Annotated in this window: 18 protein-coding genes; 9 read left to right on the forward strand and 9 right to left on the reverse strand. The window is 69.1% G+C overall.

Features of this window, described 5'->3' with window-relative positions; translation table 11 throughout:
* Positions 1-16 precede the first annotated feature (16 nt).
* The 6 genes from EV670_RS07565 to EV670_RS07590 all read right to left on the reverse strand — a co-directional run bounded on the left by EV670_RS07565 (position 17) and on the right by EV670_RS07590 (position 6,858).
* Positions 17-1,258 carry a sugar transferase gene (locus EV670_RS07565; RefSeq protein WP_207225022.1) on the reverse strand — a complete coding sequence of 414 codons (1,242 nt, stop codon included), beginning with the start codon at positions 1,256-1,258 and terminating at the stop codon, positions 17-19.
* Between the two features lie 12 nt (positions 1,259-1,270).
* Positions 1,271-1,927 carry a NeuD/PglB/VioB family sugar acetyltransferase gene (locus EV670_RS07570; RefSeq protein WP_130431232.1) on the reverse strand — a complete coding sequence of 219 codons (657 nt, stop codon included), beginning with the start codon at positions 1,925-1,927 and terminating at the stop codon, positions 1,271-1,273.
* A gap of 25 nt (positions 1,928-1,952) precedes the next feature.
* Positions 1,953-3,086 carry a DegT/DnrJ/EryC1/StrS family aminotransferase gene (locus EV670_RS07575; protein WP_130431233.1) on the reverse strand — a complete coding sequence of 378 codons (1,134 nt, stop codon included), beginning with the start codon at positions 3,084-3,086 and terminating at the stop codon, positions 1,953-1,955.
* Positions 3,083-4,111: a Gfo/Idh/MocA family protein gene (locus tag EV670_RS07580; RefSeq protein WP_130431234.1), complete on the reverse strand. Its 1,029-nt coding sequence runs from the start codon at positions 4,109-4,111 to the stop codon at positions 3,083-3,085. Before EV670_RS07580 ends, EV670_RS07575 begins: the two co-directional genes overlap by 4 nt.
* A 22-nt stretch (positions 4,112-4,133) precedes the next feature.
* Positions 4,134-4,691 (reverse strand): acyltransferase, encoded by a 558-nt coding sequence (locus tag EV670_RS07585; protein WP_130431235.1) that lies wholly within the window; start codon positions 4,689-4,691, stop codon positions 4,134-4,136.
* A gap of 490 nt (positions 4,692-5,181) precedes the next feature.
* Entirely contained in the window at positions 5,182-6,858 is a 1,677-nt protein-coding gene (locus EV670_RS07590) for a choice-of-anchor R domain-containing protein (protein ID WP_165393265.1), read from the reverse strand.
* Between the two features lie 411 nt (positions 6,859-7,269).
* Between EV670_RS07590 and EV670_RS07595 the strand changes: the two genes are divergently transcribed.
* Positions 7,270-8,178: a PEP-CTERM sorting domain-containing protein gene (locus EV670_RS07595; protein WP_130431237.1), complete on the forward strand. Its 909-nt coding sequence runs from the start codon at positions 7,270-7,272 to the stop codon at positions 8,176-8,178.
* Positions 8,179-8,216: 38 nt separating this feature from the next.
* Here EV670_RS07595 and tgt read toward each other — a convergent pair whose 3' ends face one another.
* Positions 8,217-9,365, reverse strand: a complete 1,149-nt coding sequence (gene tgt / locus EV670_RS07600) for a tRNA guanosine(34) transglycosylase Tgt (RefSeq protein ID WP_130431238.1) — start codon at positions 9,363-9,365, stop codon at positions 8,217-8,219.
* 101 nt (positions 9,366-9,466) lie between these two features.
* On the opposite strand from tgt, the gene EV670_RS07605 reads away from it, so the two are divergent.
* From EV670_RS07605 to EV670_RS07620, 4 genes are all read left to right on the forward strand, one after another.
* Positions 9,467-11,188: a M14 family metallopeptidase gene (locus EV670_RS07605; RefSeq protein WP_130431239.1), complete on the forward strand. Its 1,722-nt coding sequence runs from the start codon at positions 9,467-9,469 to the stop codon at positions 11,186-11,188.
* Positions 11,189-11,195: 7 nt separating this feature from the next.
* Complete coding sequence (locus tag EV670_RS07610) at positions 11,196-11,918, forward strand: potassium channel family protein (protein WP_130431240.1); 723 nt, start codon at positions 11,196-11,198, stop codon at positions 11,916-11,918.
* Between the two features lie 223 nt (positions 11,919-12,141).
* Positions 12,142-14,394 (forward strand): TonB-dependent receptor, encoded by a 2,253-nt coding sequence (locus EV670_RS07615; protein WP_130431241.1) that lies wholly within the window; start codon positions 12,142-12,144, stop codon positions 14,392-14,394.
* Positions 14,395-14,416: 22 nt separating this feature from the next.
* Positions 14,417-15,112, forward strand: a complete 696-nt coding sequence (locus EV670_RS07620; RefSeq protein WP_130431242.1) for a Fe2+-dependent dioxygenase — start codon at positions 14,417-14,419, stop codon at positions 15,110-15,112.
* A gap of 6 nt (positions 15,113-15,118) precedes the next feature.
* Here the strand turns inward: EV670_RS07620 and queA are convergent, their stop codons facing one another.
* Positions 15,119-16,234 carry a tRNA preQ1(34) S-adenosylmethionine ribosyltransferase-isomerase QueA gene (queA, locus tag EV670_RS07625; protein ID WP_130431243.1) on the reverse strand — a complete coding sequence of 372 codons (1,116 nt, stop codon included), beginning with the start codon at positions 16,232-16,234 and terminating at the stop codon, positions 15,119-15,121.
* Between the two features lie 62 nt (positions 16,235-16,296).
* On the opposite strand from queA, the gene recG reads away from it, so the two are divergent.
* Positions 16,297-18,390 carry an ATP-dependent DNA helicase RecG gene (gene recG / locus EV670_RS07630; protein WP_130431244.1) on the forward strand — a complete coding sequence of 698 codons (2,094 nt, stop codon included), beginning with the start codon at positions 16,297-16,299 and terminating at the stop codon, positions 18,388-18,390.
* 108 nt (positions 18,391-18,498) lie between these two features.
* Here recG and EV670_RS07635 read toward each other — a convergent pair whose 3' ends face one another.
* Positions 18,499-19,215 (reverse strand): peptidylprolyl isomerase, encoded by a 717-nt coding sequence (locus EV670_RS07635; RefSeq protein ID WP_130431245.1) that lies wholly within the window; start codon positions 19,213-19,215, stop codon positions 18,499-18,501.
* Between the two features lie 110 nt (positions 19,216-19,325).
* Here EV670_RS07635 and EV670_RS07640 point away from each other — a divergent pair, with 110 nt between their 5' ends.
* The 3 genes from EV670_RS07640 to EV670_RS07650 all read left to right on the forward strand — a co-directional run bounded on the left by EV670_RS07640 (position 19,326) and on the right by EV670_RS07650 (position 23,175).
* The gene (locus EV670_RS07640; RefSeq protein ID WP_130431246.1) at positions 19,326-20,261 is read left to right on the forward strand and encodes a hydrogen peroxide-inducible genes activator; all 936 of its coding nucleotides are present in this window, start codon (positions 19,326-19,328) and stop codon (positions 20,259-20,261) included.
* 170 nt (positions 20,262-20,431) lie between these two features.
* Entirely contained in the window at positions 20,432-22,576 is a 2,145-nt protein-coding gene (gene katG / locus EV670_RS07645) for a catalase/peroxidase HPI (protein ID WP_130431247.1), read from the forward strand.
* Between the two features lie 101 nt (positions 22,577-22,677).
* Complete coding sequence (locus tag EV670_RS07650; RefSeq protein ID WP_130431248.1) at positions 22,678-23,175, forward strand: Dps family protein; 498 nt, start codon at positions 22,678-22,680, stop codon at positions 23,173-23,175.
* Positions 23,176-23,183 lie beyond the last annotated feature (8 nt).

Raw genomic sequence — 23,183 nt, forward strand, 5'->3', positions numbered from 1 at the left:
CTCCATGTTCAAAGTCTCAGCTCGCACCGTCTCCGCGCAGCACCACGATCACGGTCTTGGCCAGGATCTTCAGATCCATCTTCAACGAGCAGTGGCGGATGTAGCGCAGGTCCATGCGCACCATCTCGTCGAAGGACACGTTGCTGCGCCCGGATACCTGCCACACGCCGGTGATGCCCGGCTGGGCGTCGAGCGTCCGGCGCAGGTGCCAGGCGCGGTAGCGCTCCACCTCGTAGTTCAGCGGCGGCCGGGGGCCGACCAGGCTCATGTCGCCCTTGAGGACGTTCCACAGTTGCGGCAGCTCGTCGATGCTCGTCTTGCGAATGACGTTGCCGACGGCCGTGATACGCGGGTCGGCGCCGATCTTGTAGAGCGGCCCGTCACCTTGCTGCCCGGGTTCATGCTCGCCGGCGATGAGTCGAGCCACGTAGGCGCGGTGAGCCGCGTCGTCGTTGGCAACGAACATCGAGCGGAACTTGAGGAACTCGAACGGCACCCCGCCCTTGCCGAGCCGCGTCTGCCTGAAGATCACGGGCCCCGGCGAGCTGAGCTTGACGGCCAGCGCGGTCAGCAGCATCAGCGGCGAGAGCAGGACCAGCGCGAGTGCGGCGCCGATGACGTCGAGGCTGCGCTTGAGCGGGTAGCCGAAGGCGTCCGGGCCGCGATAGATGTAGGGCGGCAACGTCGAGCGCTCGCCGACCTCGCGACAGTCGCGGATCACCTGGTCGAACAGCGCGTCCGGATAGACCGCACTGACCGCCGAGCGGCCCAGGTCGGCGGCCCGCCGGCCCACGCGCTGGGTGAAGCGCTGCGCCCCACACAGGTCGGTGTCGACCAAAAGCACGGCGGCGCGCTCGCTGTCGAGGTAGCCGAGAACGTCCGAGTCGCGCTTGGCCATGTGCAGCAGTTTGAGCAAGCGGTTTGCCGCACCGATGCTGTTGTGCTTCTCGGGATCGATGCTGAAGACCGCGATTGCCAGCGGCGCGCCGGTACGCTCGCTGTGGCGCACCGTGGCCAGCAGGGTGGCGAAGAAGTCGCTGCGCGAGTGATCGTCATTGCTGTCGATCGGCGCGCCGTCGGCCGCCAGCGGTGCGTCGCTTGCGCGGCGGTGGCGGGCGGCGCTGTCTGACGTCGACGTCTGGCCACGTCCGAGCGGACTGGCTGCACCACTCGGGAAGGCGACGACCCGCGCTGCGGACTCCGGATCGGCCCTGTCCACGGTCGGCCTGCTCGATTCGTCTGCTGCGACGTAGGACATTGCCAGCTCCCGCTACTGTTGCAGGGATCGCGCCGGATTGCCGGCGACGGTCGCGCCAGGCGGGACGCGGTGAAGCACATTGCTGCCAAGACCAACCAGCGCGCCGGCGCCGATCTCGATACCGTTCTTCAAGGAGCTGCCGCTGCCGACGTAGCTGTTGCGACCGAGCGCGACGCCCCCGGCGACCGTCACGTTCGATCCGATCAGGCAACCCTCGCCGATGTGCGCGTCGTGGTGAATGACGGTGTTCGGCAGCACGCAGACGTGGTCGTCGATCACGGCGTTGCTGGTGACCACGACGCCCGCCATGATCAGCACGTTGCGCCCAATGGTGGCGAGCGGCGAGATACGCGCGCTCGGGTGGATCACCGTGGCAAGACGCCGGGGATCGATATCGAGCCCGGCGATCAGTTGCAGTCGAGAGCGAAACGACGCCGGCCCCCCTGGCACCGCCAGAACCAGCGCCTGCGGATGCTCGAGCAACGCGGCGCGGCCGAGCACCGGCAGGCCGCCGACGCGAGCGCCCTGCTTGGCCGGCGTGTCATCGACGAAGCCAATGCAACGGAAGGCGGCGCCCAGGCAGTCGAGCGCCTCCAATGCATTGCCATTGCACGGGAAGATCAGCAGGTCCTGGTTGCTGGCGCTACGCGCCTGAATGGCGGCAGACATCGTGATCGCCGTCGCGTCTGGAGTCTCAAGCCGCGCCGGCCATCGCCAGCGCGGGGCTGTCCACCGGCGCCAGCGCGCGCAGCGCAGCGCACACCGTCTCGCACTGCGCCTCGCTCAACTCGGGGAACATCGGCAGCGACAGAACCTCGGCCGAGGCCCGCTCGGCGTGTGGGAAGGCACCCACGCCGTAGCCGAGATCTGCGTAGGCCGGCTGCAGGTGAACGGGGATCGGGTAGTGCACACCGGTCTGGATGCCGGCGGCAAGCAACTGCTCCTGCCAGGCCTGCCGATGCTGCGTGCGGATCGCATACACGTGGTACACGTGGCGGGCATAGGCGGCGGCCTGCGGCGTCGCGATGCCGCTGCCGGCGAGGTGCCGCTCGTAGCTGGCCGCGGCGCGGCGACGTGCCTCGGTCCATGCCTCGAGATGGCGCAACTTGACCCTCAGCACCGCGCCCTGGATGCCTTCGAGCCGGAAGTTGTAGCCCTTCATCACATGGTGGTACTTCTTCTCGGCGCCCCAGTCGCGCAGCATGCGGATCGTGCGCGCGTACTCGGCGTTGTTGGTGACGACCATGCCGCCCTCGCCGCAGGCGCCGAGGTTCTTGCCGGGATAAAAGCTGAAGCAGCCCATGTCGCCGATGCTGCCGACGCGGCGGCCCTTGTACTCGGCGCCGTGGGCCTGGCACGCGTCCTCGATCACGATCAGGCCGTGGCGACGTGCGATCTCTAGGATCGGATCCATGTCGGCCGGCTGCCCGTAGAGGTGTACCGGCATGATCGCCTTCGTGCGCGGCGTGATCGCCGCCTCGATGGCACCGACGTCGATGGTGAAGGTCTTCGGATCGATGTCGACCAGCACCGGCGTGGCGCCGGCGTACTGGATCGCCGCGACCGTGGCGACAAAGGTGAACGGCACCGTGATGACCTCGTCGCCGGGGCCGATGCCGGCCGCGAGCAACGCCATGTGCAGCGCGCTGGTACCGGTGTTGACGCCGATGCCGTGCTGCCCCTGGCAGTAGGCCGCGAACTCCTGCTCGAAGGCCACGACCTCGCTGCCCAGCGTGAACTGGCAGCTCTCCAGCACGCCCTGGATTGCCGCGTTGACTTCGGTCTTGATCGAGGCGTACTGCGCCTTCAGGTCGACAAATGGGATCACGCTGCCTTCTCCTGCTGACGAAGTTCGACGGTTTCGCCGCGTCGACGCATCGACAGGTTCGCGGCTTCGATCTGCTCGACCACGCGCAGGCCGAGCCGGCCGTCGGTCAACGGGGTCTTGCCGTTGACGATGCAGTCAACGAAGTGTTCGCCCTCGACGCGGAGCGCCTCGGTGGCCGCGAGCATCGGTGCCCACATGTCGCCGCTGCGGTAGCCGATGCGCATGGCCTGGATGTGCTGCGGGTCGTCGGTGAAGCTGACGCCCTTGTCGTAGACCTTGATCTTTTCGCTCGGCTCGAGGTCGTCGTAGGTGATCATCTTCTGGCTGCCGCCGACATGGATCTGGCGCACTTTCACCGGCGCCAGCCAGCTGACGTTGGCGTGCGCGATCATTCCGGACTCGTAGAACAGCGTGACGTAGGCCAGGTTCTCCGGCGTACCGGGGAAGTGGTTCGTGCCGCTGGCCGAGATGGCAACCGGACTCTCGCCGAAGACGTAGTCGAGGATCGAGAAGTCGTGCACGGCCAGATCCGAGATCACGCTCACGTCGCGCTGGAACAGACCGAGGTTCACGCGCATCGAGTCGTAGTAGTAGATGCGGCCGAGTTCGCCAGCCCGCACCAGGTCCGCCATCTTGCGTACCGCGGCGGTGTAGACGAAGGTGTGGTCGACCATCAGCACGCGATTGCGCCGCTGGGCCTCGTCGACCAGGCGGCGCGCCTGGACCGAGGTCTCGGTCATCGGCTTCTCGAGCCACAGGTGCTTGCCGGCCATCAGCACCTCGAGCCCGAGCTCGTAGTGGGTGCGAACCGGCGTGGCGATTGCGATCGCGTCGATCGTCGGGTCGGCAAGCAACTCGCGCACGTCGGTCGTGGTCTGGATCGTGGGGTAGCGCTTGCGGACCAGCTCGAGCTTGGCCGGGTCGAGGTCCGAAACAGCGGCGACCGTGGCCCCCGGTGTCTCCATGAAGTTGCGCACCAGGTTCGGCCCCCAGTAGCCATAGCCAACCACACCGATCTTGATCATGTTCCTGCCCTCCGCTCGTGTCTTAAGCAACGGCGCGCATGAGTGCGCCGTCCGGCTCGATGGATCGGGCCGCGCACTGTTCGTCGCCGACGGCGGCGCCATCGCGGTGCGTACGCACGTCGCCGACGATTCGCGCCGGAACACCGGCGACGATGGCGTGGTCGGGCACGTCGCGCGTGACCACGGCGCCGGCACCGACCAGCGCGCGAACTCCGATCGTCACGCCGCAGACGATGGTCGCGTTGCTGCCGATCGAGGCGCCGCGCTTGAGAAGGGTGGGCTCCAGGCTCCAGTCCTGCCCGGTCTGCAAAGCACCGTCGGCGTTGGTGGCGCGCGGGGCGCGGTCGTTGGTGAACATGACGCCGTGGCCGACGAAGACCTCGTCCTCGATCGTCACGCCATCGCAAACGAAGCTGTGCGAGGAAATCTTGCAGCGCGCTCCGATGCGGGCTCCCCGCTGGATTTCGACGAAGGCCCCGATCCGCGTTTCGTCGCCGATCGAGCAGCCATAGAGATTGACCAGCGAAGGCTGGAAAATCTTGACATCCCGTCCCAACTCGACCGAGTCGTCAACCGGCATCACGGCCTCCCTGTTGTCGGACAAGCCGCTTGTGCGACGTGCCGTATTGGCTTGGCAACAGGGAGCAAGGCTGCCGGCGGCAGCAGCGCCGATCGATCAAACGACCCGCCAGCCATCACTCTGCCTCGCCCCCTAGTTCAAGGCCAATGTAACGAGGAGTTAGAGGAGCGTCGATGACTTGCGCCCCCCGCGACCTGAGGTTTTCCTCTGATCGGGGGGACGGGGCAGAGCGCATCGGAAGGGGATCGAAGGGCGGGGCGCTACGCCCGTACGGCAGCGTCACGCAGGGCGAGGCCAGATGCGCTCACCCCGTGATCGAGACGAGCAGTCGCGTTGCTGCGCCGCGACAGGAAATGGCGTCCGCAGGCTCTGGGCGCCATGCCGTCCGTCCTAGCCGCCGGAAGCGCCCGACGCAGCCGCCTCCGGACCCGGACCGGAAGCGCCGGCCGGCGCGACGCCGTCGACGCCGGTACGTCTTCTCTGAGGTGCCCTACTTCAGGTAGGCAGACAGCGGCGAGTTGGCATAAGTCGCACCCACCGACCAGCTCGCGGGCAGGGTCGTGAGGTTGGTCTGCTGGGTCGTGACGGCGCCTCCGCCACCGGACGCCACGTCCCTGAACTTGATGGTGCCCGAGCCCGGCGGCGTCAGCAGCGCGATCCAGTAGCGAGTACCGGACTTCACACTGAGCGTCGGAATGCCCAAGGCGTTCCAGGCGCCGGATTTCGGCGCGGCCAGCGTGGCGCTGGCAAGCAATGCTCCCGGCTTGCCGGCCGCATCGGCGTAGACACCGGCGATCACCTTGGTCGCGGTGCTGCCGGCGTCCAGGTAGAGGTTGAGCGAGGTCGCGGATCCGCTTGCGCTGGCGGTGTAGATGAACGCCTCGGCCATGCCCGAAGGATTGGAGTCGACTGTCGCCTGGATCGTGCTCACGCCCATCAGCAGCGCGGGTGCCGGGGCAGGCGCAGGTGCCGGCGCGGGCGCTGTGCTCACGGACACGAGGTAGGCCGACACCGGCGAGTACTTGGCGGTCGTGCCGACCGACCAGCTCGTCGGCATGGCGGTCAGGTTGGTCTGGCTGGTCGTCACCGACGCGGCCGTGCCCGATGCGCCCGAACTCCTGGTCCTGAACTTGATGGTTCCCGACCCCGTCGGCGCCATCAGCCCGATCCAGTAGCGTGTCCCGACGGTCAAGCTGATGTTGCTGGGAAGGCTGACAGCATTCCACGCGTTCGCCTTCGGCGCGCTGATCGTCGCGGTCGCCAGCCGCTGTCCGGGTTTGCCGGACGCGTCGGCATAGACGCCGACGATCACCTTGGTCGCGGTGCTGCCGGTGTCAAGGAAGACGTTGAGCGCGTTGGCCGTTCCGCTTGCCTTGGCGGTCAGTGAGAAGGCCTCGGCCATGCCCGCGGGATTGGTGTTGACGAACGACTCCGTGGTCTTCGTCCCGAGAAGCAGCACGCCTGCGGGTGCCGGTGCCGGTGCGGGCGCGGGCGCGGGTGCGGGTGCGGGCGCGGGTGCGGGTGCGGGTGCGGGTGCGGGTGCGGGTGCGGGTGCGGGTGCCGGTGCCGGTGCCGGTGCCGGTGCGGGTGCCGGTGCGGGTGCCGGTGCCGGTGCCGGTGCCGGTGCGGGTGCGGGTGCGGGTGCGGGTGCGGGTGCCGGTGCGGGTGCGGGTGCGGGTGCGGGTGCGGGTGCGGGTGCGGGTGCGGGTTCCGGGATCGCCTTGCTCGCTTCGTTGGAGTAGGCGCTTTCGCGGCCCTGCGCGTCGACCGAAGTCACCGCGAAGTAGTAGGTGCGGCCGGTGGTCAGACCGGTCAGCTTGAAGCTGGTCGCGCTGCCGGCGGCAACGCCGGAGCCGAGCGGCTGCACGTAGGAGCGCGGTGCCGCGCCGTAATAGATGCGGTAGCCCGTCACGCCGCCGCTCGACGCGGCCGTCCAGGCGAGGTCGGCGGTCCCGGTGGTGGCGGCGGTGGCGATGCCCGATGACATCGCGGCCGCCGTCAGCATGCCCGCGCCGAGCAAGACCCGAGTCTTGGCGGCGGCCGCGCCGGCAAAGAGCGCGGCGAGGCGATCGAGGGCCAGCGATTCGACGACCGGGTTGAGCTTGAGAGAAGTCTCGGCGGCGGGCAGAGCAGCGGCAGACGGCTGACGCCGTGAATCGGAGTGCATGGGATAGGACCGGAAACGGGGGATCTCGAGAACGCCGACGACCGAATGCAAGCAGGCCGGCCTGGCACGACACGCCCGAGTCTGAGCCCCCCCTCGGACCGGGGGTAACCACCTGCCGCTCCCGTTACCAAACGCAGCGGCCCGGCGCCTTGCCTGGCGAACCGCGGCTGGCGCGCATTGAGTGGCTGCCATGCGGCGGGTCGCCGGCGCCGCGCGCCATCTCGGGCCGGCTGCAGTGGGCGCCTGCGTTACCACTTCTCGCACTTTGCTTCGGCCGCAATTTCCTTCTTGGGGGGGTTCGCTCGATCCCGGGGGTGGGCGCCGCGCTGTGGGCACTAGCTTGACGATGAGGTCGCGCGCACGGTCAGGCCGTTGTCGCCACGCTCCATCGCCCGCAACCGAGGAGACACCATGAAGAAGGATCTGCTGCAACTGCTCGTCGTCGCGACGATCACCGTGCTCGCCGCGACCGGCTCGCGCCTGGCGCATGCCGAGGTCACGGCCTCGGCCTCGCTCACCGACCTACGCTTCTGGCTGGTTGACCTGAAGCCCGACGACGGCATCGCGCCGTCAATGGTGTTCTCCGAAGACGGAGAGGGGCCGTACTTCAGCTCTGCGGGGGCTCACGTGTCCCTGCCCTTCGGTCCAAATGCCTCGGACGTCAACTCCGGCGCAACCAACTTCACTTCGGTCGCCGCTGCCGCGGAGCTGACTGGCGTCTCCGCACGCGCGACCCTCGTCGGCAACGGATCGCCGGCAGGACCGACCGAACTGAGCGTCTCGGGCCACGCCGACGCGCCGGGCGCCTCGTTCTACGCGGGCGCGACGCCAAGCTACAACGAGTGCTGCAACCCGGCCTACAACTTCTTCACCTTGTCGCCGTACACCCGAGTTTTCGTCACCGCGGACTTCTCTCTCCATACCTCGTCGTCTCTGCCGGCCCCGGGCCAGTCCTGCGAGTCCTTTGCGTGCGACGCCGTGATGGCATCGGTTCTGCTGACCTTCACCGACCCCGAGGCCTACGAACCCGGCAAGTCGCTGCGGTACCTCGCCGGCACCGACTGCCAGGGAGAGTCAAACGACGGCTCTCCCTTCAATTGCGACCGCCTGGATGGGCTCATGAGCAGCTCGGGCGTTGCAGTCATCACCGACGTCAACGCGAGCGATCAGCCGAAGCTGATGGTCTTCACGATCAACGCCAATGTCGGGGGTCGGGTCGGCTATGCGACCGCGGTCCCCGAGCCGGGCACCGTGCCGCTGTCGCTGGCCGGCCTGTGCCTCGTTGCGCTGCTGGCCCGCCGCCGTCGCACTTCTCGCTGACCAGGTGCGGCGCCGGGCAAGGTGCAGGCCTTGCCTCCCTACACGCCGCGCGCCCGGTCGGCGTGGAACTGTTTCCTGAAGGTCTCGAAGCGCCCCTCGTCGAGCGCCTCGCGCATCTCGCGCATCAGGTTCAGGTAGTAGTGCAGGTTGTGGATGCTGGTCAGCATGCCGCCCAGCATCTCGCCGCAGCGATCGAGGTGGTGCAGGTAGGCGCGACTGAAGCCACCGGCGTGGCCGGCGTGGCCGGCGCAGGAGTAGCAGCTGCAGCTCTCGTCGATCGGCCGCTCGTCGCTCTTGTAGCGCGCGTTGCGGATGCGCAGGTCGCCGAAGCGGGTGAACAGGTGGCCGTTGCGCGCGTTGCGGGTCGGCATCACGCAGTCGAACATGTCGACGCCCTGCGCCACGCCTTCGACCAGGTCCTCGGGCGTGCCCACGCCCATCAGGTAACGCGGCTTGTTGGCCGGCAGCCGGTGCGGCGTGTGGGCCATGATGCGCAGCATTTCGTTCTTGGGTTCACCGACCGAGACGCCGCCGACAGCGTAGCCGGGCAGGTCCATCTCGACGAGCTTCGCCAGCGACTCCTCGCGCAGGCTCTCGAACATGCCGCCCTGCACGATGCCGAACAGCGCGTTCGGGTTCTGCAGCTTCTGGAACTCGGTCTTGCAGCGCGCGGCCCAGCGCAGGCTGAGCTCCATCGAGGCGCGCGCCTCGGCCTCGCTCGTCAGCTTGCCCTTGCTCTCGTAGGGCGTGCACTCGTCGAACTGCATGACGATGTCGCTGTTGAGCACGGTCTGGATCTGCATCGAGACCTCGGGCGTGAGGAACAGCTTGTCGCCGTTGACCGGCGACGCGAACTTGACGCCCTCCTCGCTGATCTTGCGCATCTCGCCGAGCGACCAGACCTGGAAGCCGCCGCTGTCGGTGAGGATCGGCTTGTCCCAGGCCTCGAAGCGATGCAGCCCGCCGAAGGTCTGCAGCACCTCGAGCCCGGGCCGCAGCCAGAGGTGGAAGGTGTTGCCGAGGATGATCTGCGCGCCCATCTCCTCGAGCGAGCGCGGCATCACGCCCTTGACAGTGCCGTAGGTGCCGACCGGCATGAAGATCGGCGTCTCGACGATGCCGTGGTTGAGCGTGAGGCGACCGCGCCGGGCGTGGCCCTCGGTCTTGAGCAGGTCGAAGCGCAGCATCGGTCGATTGTCGCCTCGGGTTGCTGCGGTCGCGGCCGCGCGGCGTCGAGCCTCAGAATCCGGCGTCGCCCCACGAGGGCATCCCTTCCCGCTAACTCACGATGGCCTCCCTGCCGACCCCGCGATTCGACAGCTTCTACCGCTACCCCGAACTCACCGAGCTGCTGCAGGCCTACGCGCAGGCGCGGCCCGACCTGGTGCAACTCCGCTCGATCGGAAAGAGCCACGAGGGGCGCGAGCTCTGGCTGCTGGTCGTCACCAACCTCGCCACCGGCGCCGACACCGACAAGCCGGCGTTCTGGGCCGACGGCAACATCCACGCCGCCGAGCTGACCGCCAGCACTGCGGTGCTGTACTACCTGCACGCACTGGTCAGCGGATACGGCAGCGATCGCGAGATCACCCACCTGCTCGACACGCGCACGATCTACCTGTGCCCGCGCCTCAATCCCGACGGCGCCGAGTTGGCGCTGGCGGAAAGGCCGCGCCACATCCGCTCCTCGACCCGGCCCTACCCCTTCGACGAAACGCCGGTCGACGGCCTCACGCTGGAAGACGTGGACGGCGACGGCCGCATCCTCAGCATGCGCATCAAGGACCCGCATGGCGCCTACAAGCCGCACCCGAGCGAGCCGCGGCTGATGGTGGCGCGCGAGCCGGGCGAGTTCGGTGGCGAGTACTACCGCGTCATTCCGGAAGGAACGCTCGCCAACTACGACGGCGTCGAGATCCGCCTCAACAAGGATCGCGAAGGCCTCGACCTCAACCGCAACTTCCCGGGCGGCTGGCGCCAGGAGTTCGAGCAATGGGGCGCCGGCCCTTACCCGACCAGCGAGCCCGAGGTGCGGGCGATGGTCGAGTTCTTCGTCACCCACCCCAACATCGGCGCGGCGATCAGCTATCACACGCACAGCGGCGTGATCCTGCGGCCGATGGGCAGCAGCTGCGACGACGACATGATTCCCGAGGACCTGTGGTGCATCAAGCGCTTCAGCGAGCTCGGCGCGCGCCTGAGCGGCTACCCGGCGATCAGCATCTGGCACGAGTTCAAGTACCACCCCAAGGACATCATCAGCGGCACCCAGGACTGGGTCTACGAGCATCTCGGCGCGCTGTTCTGGGTGGTCGAGATCTGGTCGCCCAACAAGGAGGCCGGCGTCGAGGACTACAAGTGGATCGACTGGTTCCGCGAGCACCCGGTCGAGGACGACCTCAAGCTGCTCCGGTGGAGCGACGAGCAATGCGACGGTCGCGCCCACGTGGACTGGAAGCCCTTCGATCACCCGCAGCTCGGCGCGGTCGAGATCGGCGGCTGGGACAAGATGAACTACTGGCGCAACCCGCCGCCGCAACTGCGCGAGCGCGAGGCGGCGCGCTTTCCCAAGTGGATGACGCAGCTGGCGCTGAGCCTGCCGCGGCTGGAGCTGCTGCGCACCGAGGTGGAACCGCTCGCTGCTCCTGCCGATGCCACCGCTGGTGGCAACACCTGGCGCGTGCGCCTCGTGGTGGGCAACTCGGGCTGGCTGCCGGCCTACGTCAGCAAGCGCGCGCTCGAGCGCAAGGTCGTGCGCGGCCTGATGTTCGAGATCACGCTGCCGGAGGGCGCCACGCTGGTCGGCGGCGAGTTGCCGCGCTTTGAGGGACCGCAACTCGAGGGCCACGCGCCGAAGCAGTCACCGCTGGCCTTCCTGCCCGACCCCGAACTCAGCGCCGATCGTGCGATGGCCGAATGGATCGTGCGCGCACCGGCCGGCACGCGCCTGGCCTTGAGCGCGCGCGCCGACCGCGCCGGCGCGGTGCGCTGCGAGGTGGTCCTCGAATAGGCCCGGCATGACCCCGCCGATCCACCCGGGCCAGCCGCTGCAGCGGGTCTGGGCGCGGCTGACGCGGCAGGCGGTCACCGACCGCAGCCTGACCGTGCTGACGCTGCTGCTGCTGGCCGAGGTGGTGCTGGTGCCGCCGCTGGTGCAGACGGGCTGGCTCAACCGGCATGCGGCCGACCTGGTGTTTGTCGGCCTGCTGATGCTTGGCGTCTGGATCCTGGCCGATCACACCGTGCCGGGCCGCATGTTCATCTGGACCGCGATGGCCACGCTGCTGCTGCGGCTGGCCAACATCTGGCTGCCCGACGAGTCGCTGCGCGCCGCCGATGCCGGCTTTGCCGCCGTCAACGCGATCGCGCTCGGCTGGCTGACGATGGTCTACACGCTGGCCGCGGGTCGCATCAACGTGCACCGCGTGCTCGGCGCGGTGGCGGTGTTCCTGCTGATCGGCATCGCCTTCACGCAGCTGCACCGGCTGGTGGCGATGCACGCGCCCGGTGCCTATCTGGTGCTCGGCACGCCGGCCTCGTATGGCCAGATCGTCAGCGAGCTCAACTACTACTCCTTCGTCACGCTGAGCTCGCTCGGCTATGGCGACATCACGCCGGCGCATCCGGCGGCACGCGCGCTGGCGGTGCTCGAGGCACTGATCGGCGTGCTCTACCCGGTTGCGCTACTGGGCTGGCTGGTGTCGCTGGTGACGCGGCCGGGCGACGGCGCCCCGCGTTGATCGCACGCTGTCGCACCAATGCGACAAGTTCTCATTTACAATTGGGAATCATTCGCATGTGATTCGCCGCCCTGACGCGGCGGGTCGCTGCACCCAACGCCAAGCGCGTCCCCCGCCAGCCCCGGTGCTGCCGCCGCCCCGGTGGTCGCGCCTCCTGTGCCAGCCAACGGACCGTCCCGGCCCCACCGAGACCCATCCAGGCTTTTGCAGGAGAAGCGTGACCATGCGCGCACGATCGAAGCGTTCCACTCCCTCGTCCACCACCGTCCGGCGCCCGACCCGACTGCTGCCGCTGGGCGCGCTGGCCGCCGGCTTCGGTCTGGCGGCGCCGGCCGTCTGGGCCCAAGCCACGACCGCCGCCACCGACGAGCCGCCGGCGGCGCAGGCCACGCCCGGCGCGCTGAAGCTGCAGCGCGTCGAGGTCCACGGCAACGGCGAACGCCAGGGCAAGGACGCCTACAAGGCCGACCAGACCCGCATCGGCAAGAGCCAGCAGGACCTGAAGGACATCCCGCAGTCGGTGACGGTGATCACCGAGAAGCTGATCGACGACACCAACGCCGACACGCTGCGCGGCGCGCTGCACCGTGCGATCGGCGTCACCTTCGAGGCCGGCGAGGGCGGCGGCGTTGGCGACCTGGTGCGCATTCGCGGCTTCTCGGCGCGCGGCGACATCTACCAGGACGGCATGCGCGACACCGCGCAGTACAACCGCGACACCTTCAACATCGACCGCATCGAGGTGCTGCGCGGATCGGCCTCGATGCTGTTCGGCCGCGGGTCGACCGGTGGCGTGGTCAACCAGGTCAACAAGCAACCGTTCCTGATGAACCAGAACGAGGTCGCGCTGACTGCTGGCACCGATGACTACTACCGCCTGACCGGCGACTTCAACCTCAAGACCGGCGAGAGCGCCGCCGTGCGGCTGAACGTCATGAAGACCGACGCCGACAGCTTCCGCAACGGCCCGACCACCGACCGCACCGGCTTCGCGCCGACCTTCCGCTGGGGCATCGGCACCAGCGACGAGTTCTCGATCGGCCTCTACCACCTGCGCTACGAGGATCGCCCCGACTACGGCTTCGGCTGGCTCGACGGCCGACCGGTGCCCGAGGCGCGCGATCGCTGGTTCGGCTTCGAGAGCGACTACCAGAAGGACTCGGCCACCTACGGCACCTTCTCCTGGCTGCACCGCTTCGGCGCCGAGATGGGCGGCGCCGAGCTGCGCACGGCCTTCCGCGACGGCAAGTTCAAGCGCGACCTTTGGGCCACCACCGCGCGCGCCGGCGCCGGCGCCCCGCCGATCAGCGACAGCACGACCGTCACGCGCGGCAACCAGACCCGCGCCGCCGAGGACCGCCAGCGCCTGCTGCAGAGCGACCTGTCGGCCAAGGCCGGATGGTTCGGCATGAAGCACGACCTGGTCACCGGCATCGACCTCACCGACGAAGCCACGCAGACCTACACCTACGCCGGCACGCCGGCCAAGCCGCCGACGCTGTTCGGCACCCCGGGCGTCTCGCCGGCGCTGGTCGACACCCGCGTGCGGGCGCCGAGTGTCAACTTCACGGCGCGCAACCTCGGCGTCTACGCGCAGGACACGGTCGAGTTCATCCCGAGCTGGAAGGCGCTGCTCGGCCTGCGCTACGACAGCTTCCGCGCCGAGTACACCAACACCGACGCGCAGCCGGTGACCTGGTCGCGCGAGGACAACCTGCCGAGCTACCGCGCCGGCCTGATCTGGCAGCCGCAGGCCAACGCCAGCTACTACGCCTCCTACGGCACCTCGTTCAACACCACCGGCGACCTCTACCAGTTCGGCGTCGCCGGCGCGACGCAGGCGCAGCGCCAGGCCTCGGCCGACCGCAGCGCCAACACCCCACCCGAGAAGAGCCGCAACGCCGAGATCGGCGCCAAGTGGGAGCTGCTGGACAACAACCTCGCGCTGCGCACCGCGCTGTTCCGCAGCGAGAAGTTCAATGAACGCAACACCGACGTCGACACCGCCAACAACGCCTTCCTGCTCAGCGGCCGGCGCCACACCGACGGCATCGAGCTCGAGGGCGCCGGGCGACTGCTGCCGGAGCTGGAGCTCTTTGCCGGCGTGGCCTACATGCGCGGCAACATCGACGAGGCCGGCAGCGTCAATCAGGCCTCGGTCGGCCAGACCCCGGGCCTGACGCCGCGCTGGACCGGCAACCTCTGGCTGGCGTGGCGCGCGACGCAGAAGCTGCGTCTCGGCATCGGCGCCGACGGCATGAGCTCGCGCAAGCCTGCCGACGCCGAAACCTCGCCCAACGAGGCGCCGGGCTACGTCAAGGCCGACGCGATGGTCGAGTACAGCTGGGCCAACTACGCGGTGCGACTGAACCTGTTCAACCTGTTCGACAAGAACTACGCTGACGGCCTCTACCGCGGCCACACGGTGCCCGGCGTGCCGCGCTCGGCCCAGCTGACGCTGACCGCCACCCTGTGATCGACCGGCCGGGAGTCCTGCGATGGTGCTGATCCTTCCCGACGTTCTCACCGGCAGCGCGCTCGCCCGCGCCCAGGCGCTGCTCGCGCAGGCACCCTGGGCCGACGGCAAGCGCACCGCCGGCAGCCAGTCGGCGCCGGTCAAGAACAACCAGCAGTTGCCGGAGGACTCGCCCGCCGCGGCCGAACTGCGCGAGATCGTGCTCGAGGCGTTGGCCACGCACGCCGGCTTCTTTGCCGCCGCGCTGCCCAAGCGCATCTACCCGCCGCTGTTCAACCGCTACGGCGGCAGCAGCAACGCCTTCGGCGATCACATCGACAACGCGATGCGCATGCTGCGCCACGGCCCGCACCGCGGCACGCAGGTGCGCACCGACCTCTCGGCGACGCTGTTCCTGGCCGAGCCGGCCGACTACGACGGCGGCGACCTGGTGATCGAGGAACCGGGCGGCGCCACGCGCCGCATCAAGCTGGCGGCCGGCCACATGGTGCTCTACCCGGGCACCCGCGTGCACCGGGTCGAACCGGTCACGCGCGGCGCGCGGCTGGCGAGCTTCTTCTGGATCGAGAGCATGGTGCGCGGCGAGGAGCAGCGCGCCTTGCTGCACGACCTCGACCAGCGCGTCACCGCGCTGCGCGAGCGGCTCGGCGACACGCCCGAACTGGTGGGGTTGACCGGCACGTATCACAACCTCTTGAGGATGTGGGGCGACTCCTGAGCCCGGTCAGCTGACGCGACGGTCCAGCAGCATCGCATCGCCGTAGCTGAAGAAGCGATAGCGCTGCGCGATCGCATGCGCGTACAGCGCGTGCATGTGCTCGAAGCCGGCAAAGGCGCTGACCAGCATCAGCAGCGTGCTCTTCGGCAGGTGGAAGTTGGTGACGAGCCGGTCGACCACGCGGAAGTCGAAGCCCGGCGTGATGAAGATCTCCGTCTCGCGCGCGCCGACGGCGGGCAGCCGATCGGCGCGATCGAGCGCGGCCGACTCGAGCGCCCGCAGCGTGGTCGTGCCCACCGCCACCACGCGGCCGCCGCGCGCGCGCGTCTGCGCGATGGCGTCGACGGTGACCGCCGGCACATCGAACCATTCGCTGTGCATGCGGTGCTCTTTGATGCGCTCGACCCGCACCGGCTGGAAGGTGCCGGCCCCCACGTGCAGCGTGACGCTGGCGCGCTGCACGCCGCGCGCGGCAAGCTGCTCGAGCAGCGCCTCGTCGAAGTGCAGCGAGGCGGTCGGCGCGGCCACGGCGCCCGGCTTGTCGGCGAACACGGTCTGGTAGCGGCGCACGTCCTCGGCCGCGTCGGCGTGCGTGATGTAGGGCGGCAGCGGCACATGACCGCTGCGTTCGAGCAGCACGAAGGGGTCCTCGGGGAAGCGCAGATGGAACAGCGCGTCCTCGGCCCCGCAGCGGCCGAGCACCTCGGCATCGAAGGCGTGCGCCTCGTCGTCGCCGAAGCGGACGACGCTGCCGGCCCTGGGCGACTTGCTCGCACGCAGGTGGGCCCAGACCTCCCGCGTGCCGGGCAGCACGCGCTCGATCAGCGCCTCGACCCGCCCGCCGCCGGCACCGCCGCGCACGCCGGCCGTCGTCTTGCGTCCGAACAGCCGCGCCTTGATGACGCGGGTGTCGTTGAAGACCAGCAGGTCGCCGGGGCTCAGCAGCGCCGGCAGCTCGCGGAATACGCGGTCGACCGGCAGCGCGCCGCGGCCGTCGAGCAGGCGCGAGGCGCTGCGTTCGGGTGCGGGGTGTTGCGCGATCAGTTCGGGCGGGAGCTCGAAGTCGAAGTCGGCGACCGACCAGTCGCGGGTGGCCGAGGGCTCGCTGGCAGAGGGTTGCATGGCAGACACGCAGGCTGTACCGGCCTGGAGAAAAGACAGAAGCGGGCGGGCAGAATTGTTCCATGCCCGCCTCCTCCGCCGCCGCGCCATCGCCCACCGACGCGGCAGCGGCGACCGCGACGGCGGCACGCCCGAAGTCGGCGCCGCAGAAGTCGATGGAGAAGCTCGGCCTGCGGCGCGACATCGATCTCGCGCTGCACCTACCGCTGCGCTACGAGGACGAGACCCGCGTCGTGCCGATCGCCGCCGCGCGGCCCGGTGTGGCGGTACAGGTCGAGGGCGTCGTGCGCGAGGCCCAGGTCGAGTTCAGGCCGCGTCGGCAGCTGGTCGTCCGGATCGAGGACTCGGCCGGCGACGAACTGGTGCTGCGCTTCCTGCACTTCTATCCCTCGCACCAGAAGAGCTTCGCGCCGGGGCAGCTGGTACGCGTGCGCGGCGAGCCGCGCGGCGGCTTCTTCGGGCTGGAGATGGTGCATCCCACCTTCAAGGCCGTGCAGCCCGGCGCGCCGCTGGCGGCCTCGCTGACCCCGGTCTACCCGGCCAGCGCGCAGCTGCCGCAGGCCTACCTGCGCAAGGCGATTGCCGCAGCGCTGGCGCGCGCACCGCTGCACGAGCTGCTGCCGCCGGGCAGCGTGCCGCGCGGGTTGCCGCCGCTGCGCGAGGCCCTGAACTACCTGCACCATCCGCCGCCAGACGCCAGCCTCGCGGCGCTGGAAGAGCACGCGCATCCGGCCTGGCAGCGGCTCAAGTTCGAGGAGCTGCTGGCGCAGCAGCTCTCGCAGGCGCAGGCCCGCCAGGAGCGCGAACTGCTGCGCGCGCCGCCGCTTCGTGCGGGCGCCGGCGGCCTGCACGAGAAGCTGCTCGCCGCGCTGCCCTTCCAGCTGACCGGCGCGCAGCAGCGCGTGGCCGAGGAGATCGCCCAGGACATTGGACGCGGCGTGCCGATGCACCGCCTGCTGCAGGGCGACGTGGGCTCGGGCAAGACCGTCGTCGCGGCGCTCGCCGCCGCGGTCGCGATCGACGCCGGCTGGCAATGCGCGCTGATGGCGCCGACCGAGATCCTCGCCGAGCAGCATTTCAGAAAGCTGGTCGGCTGGCTCGAGCCGCTCGGCATCCGCGTTGCCTGGCTCACCGGCAGCGTCAAGGGCAAGGCGCGCAAGCAGCAGCTCGAGGCGGCGGCCTCGGGCGAGGCGGGGCTGATCGTCGGCACCCATGCGGTGATCGAAGACAAGGTCCGCTTCGCCAGGCTCGGCCTGGCGATCGTCGACGAGCAGCATCGATTCGGCGTTCAGCAGCGGCTCGAACTGCGCCGCAAGCTGGCGCATGACGGGCTCGAGCCGCATCTGCTGATGATGAGTGCCACGCCGATCCCGCGCACGCTGGCGATGAGCTACTTCGCCGATCTCGCGCTCTCCACCATCGACGAGCTGCCGCCCGGCCGCACGCCGGTCGTGACCAAGGTCTTCGGCGACGCACGGCGCGAGGACGTGATCGAGCGCATCCGCGACGAGGTCGCGCAGGGCCGGCAGGTCTACTGGGTCTGCCCGCTGGTCGAGGAATCCGAAGCGCTCGACCTGCAGAACGCCACCGACACCCACGCGCAGCTGAGCGCCGCGTTGCCCGGCGTGATGGTCGGGCTGCTGCACGGCCGCATGCCGGCGGCCGAGAAGGCGGCGGTGATGAGCCTGTTCACCGGCGGCTCGATGTGCCTGCTGGTGGCGACCACGGTGATCGAGGTCGGCGTCGACGTGCCGAACGCGAGCCTGATGGTGATCGAGCATGCCGAGCGCTTCGGCCTCTCGCAGCTGCACCAGCTGCGCGGACGCGTCGGCCGCGGCGCGGTGGCCAGCGTCTGCGTGCTGCTCTACACCGCGCCGCTGTCCGAGACCGGCAAGGCGCGGCTGCGCGCGATGGCCGAGACGACCGACGGTTTCGAGATCGCCCGGCGCGACCTCGAGATCCGCGGTCCCGGCGAGTTCATGGGCGCGCGCCAGAGCGGCAGCGCGCTGCTGCGCTTTGCCGACCTGCAGGAAGACAGTGCGCTGCTGCAGCAGGCCCGCGCGCTGGCGCCGCGCCTGCTGCTTGAGCAGCCCGCGGCGGCGCAGGCCCAGGTCGATCGCTGGCTCGGCGGCAAGGCCGAGTTCCTGAAGGCCTGATCAGCCGCTCGCGGAGTTCGCGTCCTTCACCTGCGGGTCATGCCGCTCGCAGAGCTCGCGTCCTTCGTGCCGTCCAAGCCCGAACTCTCGGGCTTGGAGCCGCGGCACTCAGCCCTTGAGCTTCTCGGCCCAGTAGGTCACGACGTCTTGGCGCGGGCGGTTGTTGGCGTCGACGGACACGGCCTTGATCTTGTCGACCACAGCCTGGCCGGCGATGACGGTGCCGAAGACCGCGTAGCCGGCCGGGTCGCCACCGGTGCAGGTGTTGCCGTAGTCCAGGCAGGGGTTGTCGACGGTGTTGATGTAGAACTGGGCGGTCGCGGTGTTGGGCGCCGCCTGGCGTGCCATGCCGATGCTGTAGCGCAGGTTCTTCAGCCCATTGTTGCTCTCGAGCGAGATCGGCGTGAAGGTCGGCTTCTCGACCAGGCTCGCGGTGAAGCCCGCGCTGAGGTTGGCCGCGTAGCCGCCGCCCTGGATCACGAAGTCGCTGATCACGCGGTGGTACAGCGTGTTGGTGTAGTGACCGGCGGCGACGTACTGCAGGAAGTTGGCGACCGTCACCGGCGCCTTGGCCGAGTCGAGCGCGAGCACGATCTCGCCTTGCGTCGTGAGCATGCAGATGGTCACCGGCGCGCTGCTGGCGGTCGAGGCATCGCGGCCGGCCTGGCTGCAGGTGGCATAGGGCGCGGGTGTCGTCGGCGGCGGCGGCACCGCCGGCTGCAGCGCGGAGCCGCCGTCGTCACCACCGCCGCAGGCGGCCAGCAGCAGCGCGCCGGTCAGGGCCGGCAGCAGGGCAAAAAGGCGGGAAATCGGAGTCGAACTCATGGTGGATCAGGACGGGCAAAAGCGTTGAACCTTGGAGTATCCCTTGCGCGCCCTCGAGGCGCACAATCGAAACAGATGCTTTCATCGCTGCCTTCAATGGGAGCCTCCCGATGACCCTGACCGAGCTTCGCTACATCGTCGCCGTTGCCCGCGAGCGGCACTTCGGCCGTGCCGCCGAGGCCTGCTTCGTCTCGCAACCCACACTGAGCGTGGCGGTGAAGAAACTGGAGGAGGAACTCGACCTCAAGATCTTCGAGCGCGGCAGCACCGAGGTCTCGGTCACGCCGCTGGGCGAGGCGATCGTGCGCCAGGCGCAGGCGGTGATCGAGCAGGCGTCCTCGATCAAGGAGATCGCCAAGCGCGGCAAGGACCCGCTGGCGGGCCCGCTCAAGCTCGGCGTGATCTACACGATCGGCCCCTACCTGCTGCCCGAGCTGGTCAAGCACGCGATCGAGCTGTTCCCGCAGATGCCGCTGATGCTGCACGAGAACTTCACCGTCAAGCTGCTCGAGATGCTACGCACCGGCGAACTCGACGCGGCCATCATGGCCGAGCCCTTTCCCGATGCCGGACTCGCGATCGCCCCGCTCTACGACGAGCCCTTCGTCGTCGCGGTGCCGGCCTCGCATCCGATGGCCCGGCGCAGCAGCGTCTCGACCACCGAACTGAAGCAGGAAACGATGCTGCTGCTCGGCACCGGCCATTGCTTTCGCGACCATGTGCTCGAGGTCTGCCCCGAGTTCGCGCGCTTCTCGAGCGACGCCGAGGGCATCCGCAAGAGCTTCGAAGGCTCCTCGCTCGAGACCATCAAGCACATGGTGGCCTCGGGCATGGGCATCACGGTGGTGCCGCAGCTCAGCGTGCCCTCCGGGCCGAACCAGACGCCCGACCCGCATCTGCGCCACATCCCGTTCAGCGACCCGGTGCCGAGCCGGCGCGTGGTGCTCGCCTGGCGCCGCACCTTCACCCGCTACGAGGCGATCGCGGCCTTGCGCAACGCGGTCTACGCCGGGGACCTCAAGGGGGTCAACAGGCTCACGGCCTGAGAAGCAATCGAGTTGGCCAGTTCGATAGTCGCTATCGAACTAGTGGTGCGAATCAATTCGACCGTGCTATCAGCCGATCCTAGGATGCAAAAGCTCACTGAGGAGTCCTCGACAAGCCTTCATCGGCGACCAGTCGAGTCGCGCAGCGCAACCCACCAAAGGAGAGAGCCATGTCGACAGAAGCCAAGTGCCCGTTCAACCACGCGGCCGGTGGCGGTACCACCAACTACGACTGGTGGCCCAACCAGTTGCACCTGGATCTGCTGAGCGCGCACTCCAGCAAGTCCGACCCGCTGGGCGGGAAGTTCGACTACGCCGAAGCGTTCAAGAAGCTCGACTACTACGCGCTGAAGAAGGACCTGCTGGCGCTGATGACCGACTCGCAGGACTGGTGGCCGGCCGACTTCGGCCACTACGGCCCGCAGTTCATCCGCATGACCTGGCATGCCGCCGGCACCTACCGCACCTCCGACGGCCGCGGCGGCGGCGGTCGCGGGCAGCAGCGCTTCGCGCCGCTGAACAGCTGGCCCGACAACGTCAACATCGACAAGTCGCGCCGCCTGCTATGGCCGATCAAGCAGAAGTACGGGCAAAGCATCTCCTGGGCCGACCTGCTGATCCTCACCGGCAACGTCGCGCTGGAGTCGATGGGCTTTCGCACCTTCGGCTTCGCCGGCGGCCGCGAAGACGTCTGGGAGCCCGACAACGACGCCAACTGGGGCAACGAGGCCGTCTGGCTCGACACCGGCAAGCGCTTCACCGGCGATCGCGACCTGGACCAGCCGCTGGGCGCGACCCACATGGGCCTGATCTACGTGAACCCGGAAGGCCCGAACGCCAGTGGCGACCCGGTGGCCGCCGCCAAGGACATCCGCGCCACCTTCGGCCGCATGGCGATGGACGACGAGGAAACCGTCGCGCTGATCGCCGGCGGCCATACCTTCGGCAAGGCGCATGGCGCCGCGCCCGAGTCGCACAAGGGCCCCGAGCCCGAAGGCGCGCCGCTCGAGCAGCAAGGCCTGGGCTGGACGAGCAACTACGGCACCGGCCACGGCAAGGACACCATCTCCAGCGGCATCGAAGTGACCTGGACGACCACGCCCGCGCGCTGGAGCAACGACTTCTTCGAGCACCTGTTCAAGTTCGAGTGGGAGCTGACCAAGAGCCCCGCCGGCGCCAAGATGTGGGTGGCCAAGGACGCGCCGGAGATCATTCCCGACGCCCACATCCCCGGCAAGATGCACAAGCCGACGATGCTGACCACGGACCTGACGCTGCGCCTGGACCCCGAGTTCGAGAAGATCTCGCGCAAGTTCCTCGAGAACCCGCAGGCCTTTGCCGACGCCTTCGCGCGCGCCTGGTACAAGCTGACGCACCGCGACATGGGCCCGCTCGCCCGCTACCTCGGCCCCGAAGTGCCGAAGGAAGAGCTGATCTGGCAGGACCCCCTGCCCGCGGCCACGCTCAATCCCACCGCAGCCGACATCGCCGACGCGAAGGCGAAGATCGCAGCCTCCGGCCTCACGGTGTCGCAGCTCGTATCCACCGCCTGGGCTTCGGCCTCGACCTTCCGCAGCGGCGACAAGCGCGGCGGCGCCAACGGTGCACGCATCCGCCTGGCTCCGCAGAAGGGCTGGGAAGCCAACACGCCGGGCGAACTCGCCAAGGTGCTGGCCAAGCTCGAGGAGATCCAGAAGGCTTCGGGCAAGCTCTCGCTGGCCGACCTGATCGTGCTGGCCGGCGGCGTCGGCGTCGAGCAGGCGGCCAAGGCCGCGGGTGTCGCGGTCGACGTGCCGTTCGCGCCCGGCCGCGTCGATGCCTCGCAGGAGCAGACCGACGTCGACTCCTTCGGCGTGCTCGAGCCCATCGCCGACGGCTTCCGCAACTACTTCAAGGGCTCGACCGCCGTGCCCGTCGAGCACCTGCTGGTCGACAAGGCGCAGCAGCTCGCGCTGACCGCGCCCGAGATGACGGCGCTGGTCGGGGGCCTGCGCGTGCTGGGCGCCAACAGTGGCGGCAGCAAGCATGGCGTGTTCACCGACAAGGCGGGCGTGCTCTCGACCGACTTCTTCGTCAACCTGCTCGACATGGGCACCGAGTGGAAAGCAGCCGGCGGCAACTACGAGGGCACGGACCGCAAGAGCGGCCAGATCAGGTGGACCGCCACGCGCGTGGACCTCGCCTTCGGTTCGAACTCGGTGCTGCGCGCGCTGGCCGAGGTGTACGCAAGCGCCGACGCGAAGGAAAAGTTCGTGCTGGACTTCGTCGCCGCGTGGACGAAGGTGATGAACCTGGACCGCTTCGACCTGGCCTGATCCCGGGCTAGCAGGCTCGAAGGCCCGTCCGCCGCACGGCGGCCGGGCCTTCTTCGCTGCAGTCGATTGCAGTTCCCCCGAACCACTCCCAGGAGCAAGCGATGGCCAAAGCCAAGGACAGCGCGCCGCCGATCAGCATCGGCATCAACGAGAAGGACCGTGCCGCGATCGCCAAGGGACTCAACGCCCTGCTCGCCGACACCTACACGCTGTATCTGACGACCCACAACTTCCACTGGAACGTGACGGGGCCGATGTTCAACTCGCTGCACGCGATGTTCATGGCCCAGTACACCGAACTGTGGAACGCGGTCGACCCGATCGCCGAGCGCATCCGCGCGCTCGGCTTCCCGGCCGCCGGCAGCTACGCGCAGTTCGGCAAGCTCAGTTCGCTGAAGGACGCGCCGGCCGTGCCGCCGAAGGCGCTCGAGATGGTGCGCATCCTGTGCGAAGGCCACGAAGGCGTGGCGCGCACCGCGCGCGGCGTCTTCGCCGCCGCCGCCAGGGCCGACGACCAGCCCACCGCCGACCTGCTGACCCAGCGCCTGGACATCCACGAGAAGACGGCCTGGATGCTGCGCTCGCTGCTGGAGGGCTGAGCCCGCGG

This window comes from Rivibacter subsaxonicus, from assembly GCF_004217215.1.
Classification (GTDB): Bacteria; Pseudomonadota; Gammaproteobacteria; order Burkholderiales; family Burkholderiaceae_C; genus Rivibacter; species Rivibacter subsaxonicus.

Bases quoted from the DNA above. Each gene is read 5' to 3' on its own strand.
- EV670_RS07565 (WP_207225022.1), bottom strand. From the start codon at position 1,258: ATGTCCTACGTCGCAGCAGACGAATCGAGCAGGCCGACCGTGGACAGG.
- EV670_RS07570 (WP_130431232.1), bottom strand. From the start codon at position 1,927: ATGTCTGCCGCCATTCAGGCGCGTAGCGCCAGCAACCAGGACCTGCTG.
- EV670_RS07580 (WP_130431234.1), bottom strand. From the start codon at position 4,111: ATGATCAAGATCGGTGTGGTTGGCTATGGCTACTGGGGGCCGAACCTG.
- EV670_RS07585 (WP_130431235.1), bottom strand. From the start codon at position 4,691: ATGCCGGTTGACGACTCGGTCGAGTTGGGACGGGATGTCAAGATTTTC.
- EV670_RS07590 (WP_165393265.1), bottom strand. From the start codon at position 6,858: ATGCACTCCGATTCACGGCGTCAGCCGTCTGCCGCTGCTCTGCCCGCC.
- EV670_RS07595 (WP_130431237.1), top strand. From the start codon at position 7,270: ATGAAGAAGGATCTGCTGCAACTGCTCGTCGTCGCGACGATCACCGTG.
- tgt (WP_130431238.1), bottom strand. From the start codon at position 9,365: ATGCTGCGCTTCGACCTGCTCAAGACCGAGGGCCACGCCCGGCGCGGT.
- EV670_RS07605 (WP_130431239.1), top strand. From the start codon at position 9,467: ATGGCCTCCCTGCCGACCCCGCGATTCGACAGCTTCTACCGCTACCCC.
- EV670_RS07610 (WP_130431240.1), top strand. From the start codon at position 11,196: ATGACCCCGCCGATCCACCCGGGCCAGCCGCTGCAGCGGGTCTGGGCG.
- EV670_RS07615 (WP_130431241.1), top strand. From the start codon at position 12,142: ATGCGCGCACGATCGAAGCGTTCCACTCCCTCGTCCACCACCGTCCGG.
- EV670_RS07620 (WP_130431242.1), top strand. From the start codon at position 14,417: ATGGTGCTGATCCTTCCCGACGTTCTCACCGGCAGCGCGCTCGCCCGC.
- queA (WP_130431243.1), bottom strand. From the start codon at position 16,234: ATGCAACCCTCTGCCAGCGAGCCCTCGGCCACCCGCGACTGGTCGGTC.
- recG (WP_130431244.1), top strand. From the start codon at position 16,297: ATGCCCGCCTCCTCCGCCGCCGCGCCATCGCCCACCGACGCGGCAGCG.
- EV670_RS07635 (WP_130431245.1), bottom strand. From the start codon at position 19,215: ATGAGTTCGACTCCGATTTCCCGCCTTTTTGCCCTGCTGCCGGCCCTG.
- EV670_RS07640 (WP_130431246.1), top strand. From the start codon at position 19,326: ATGACCCTGACCGAGCTTCGCTACATCGTCGCCGTTGCCCGCGAGCGG.
- katG (WP_130431247.1), top strand. From the start codon at position 20,432: ATGTCGACAGAAGCCAAGTGCCCGTTCAACCACGCGGCCGGTGGCGGT.
- EV670_RS07650 (WP_130431248.1), top strand. From the start codon at position 22,678: ATGGCCAAAGCCAAGGACAGCGCGCCGCCGATCAGCATCGGCATCAAC.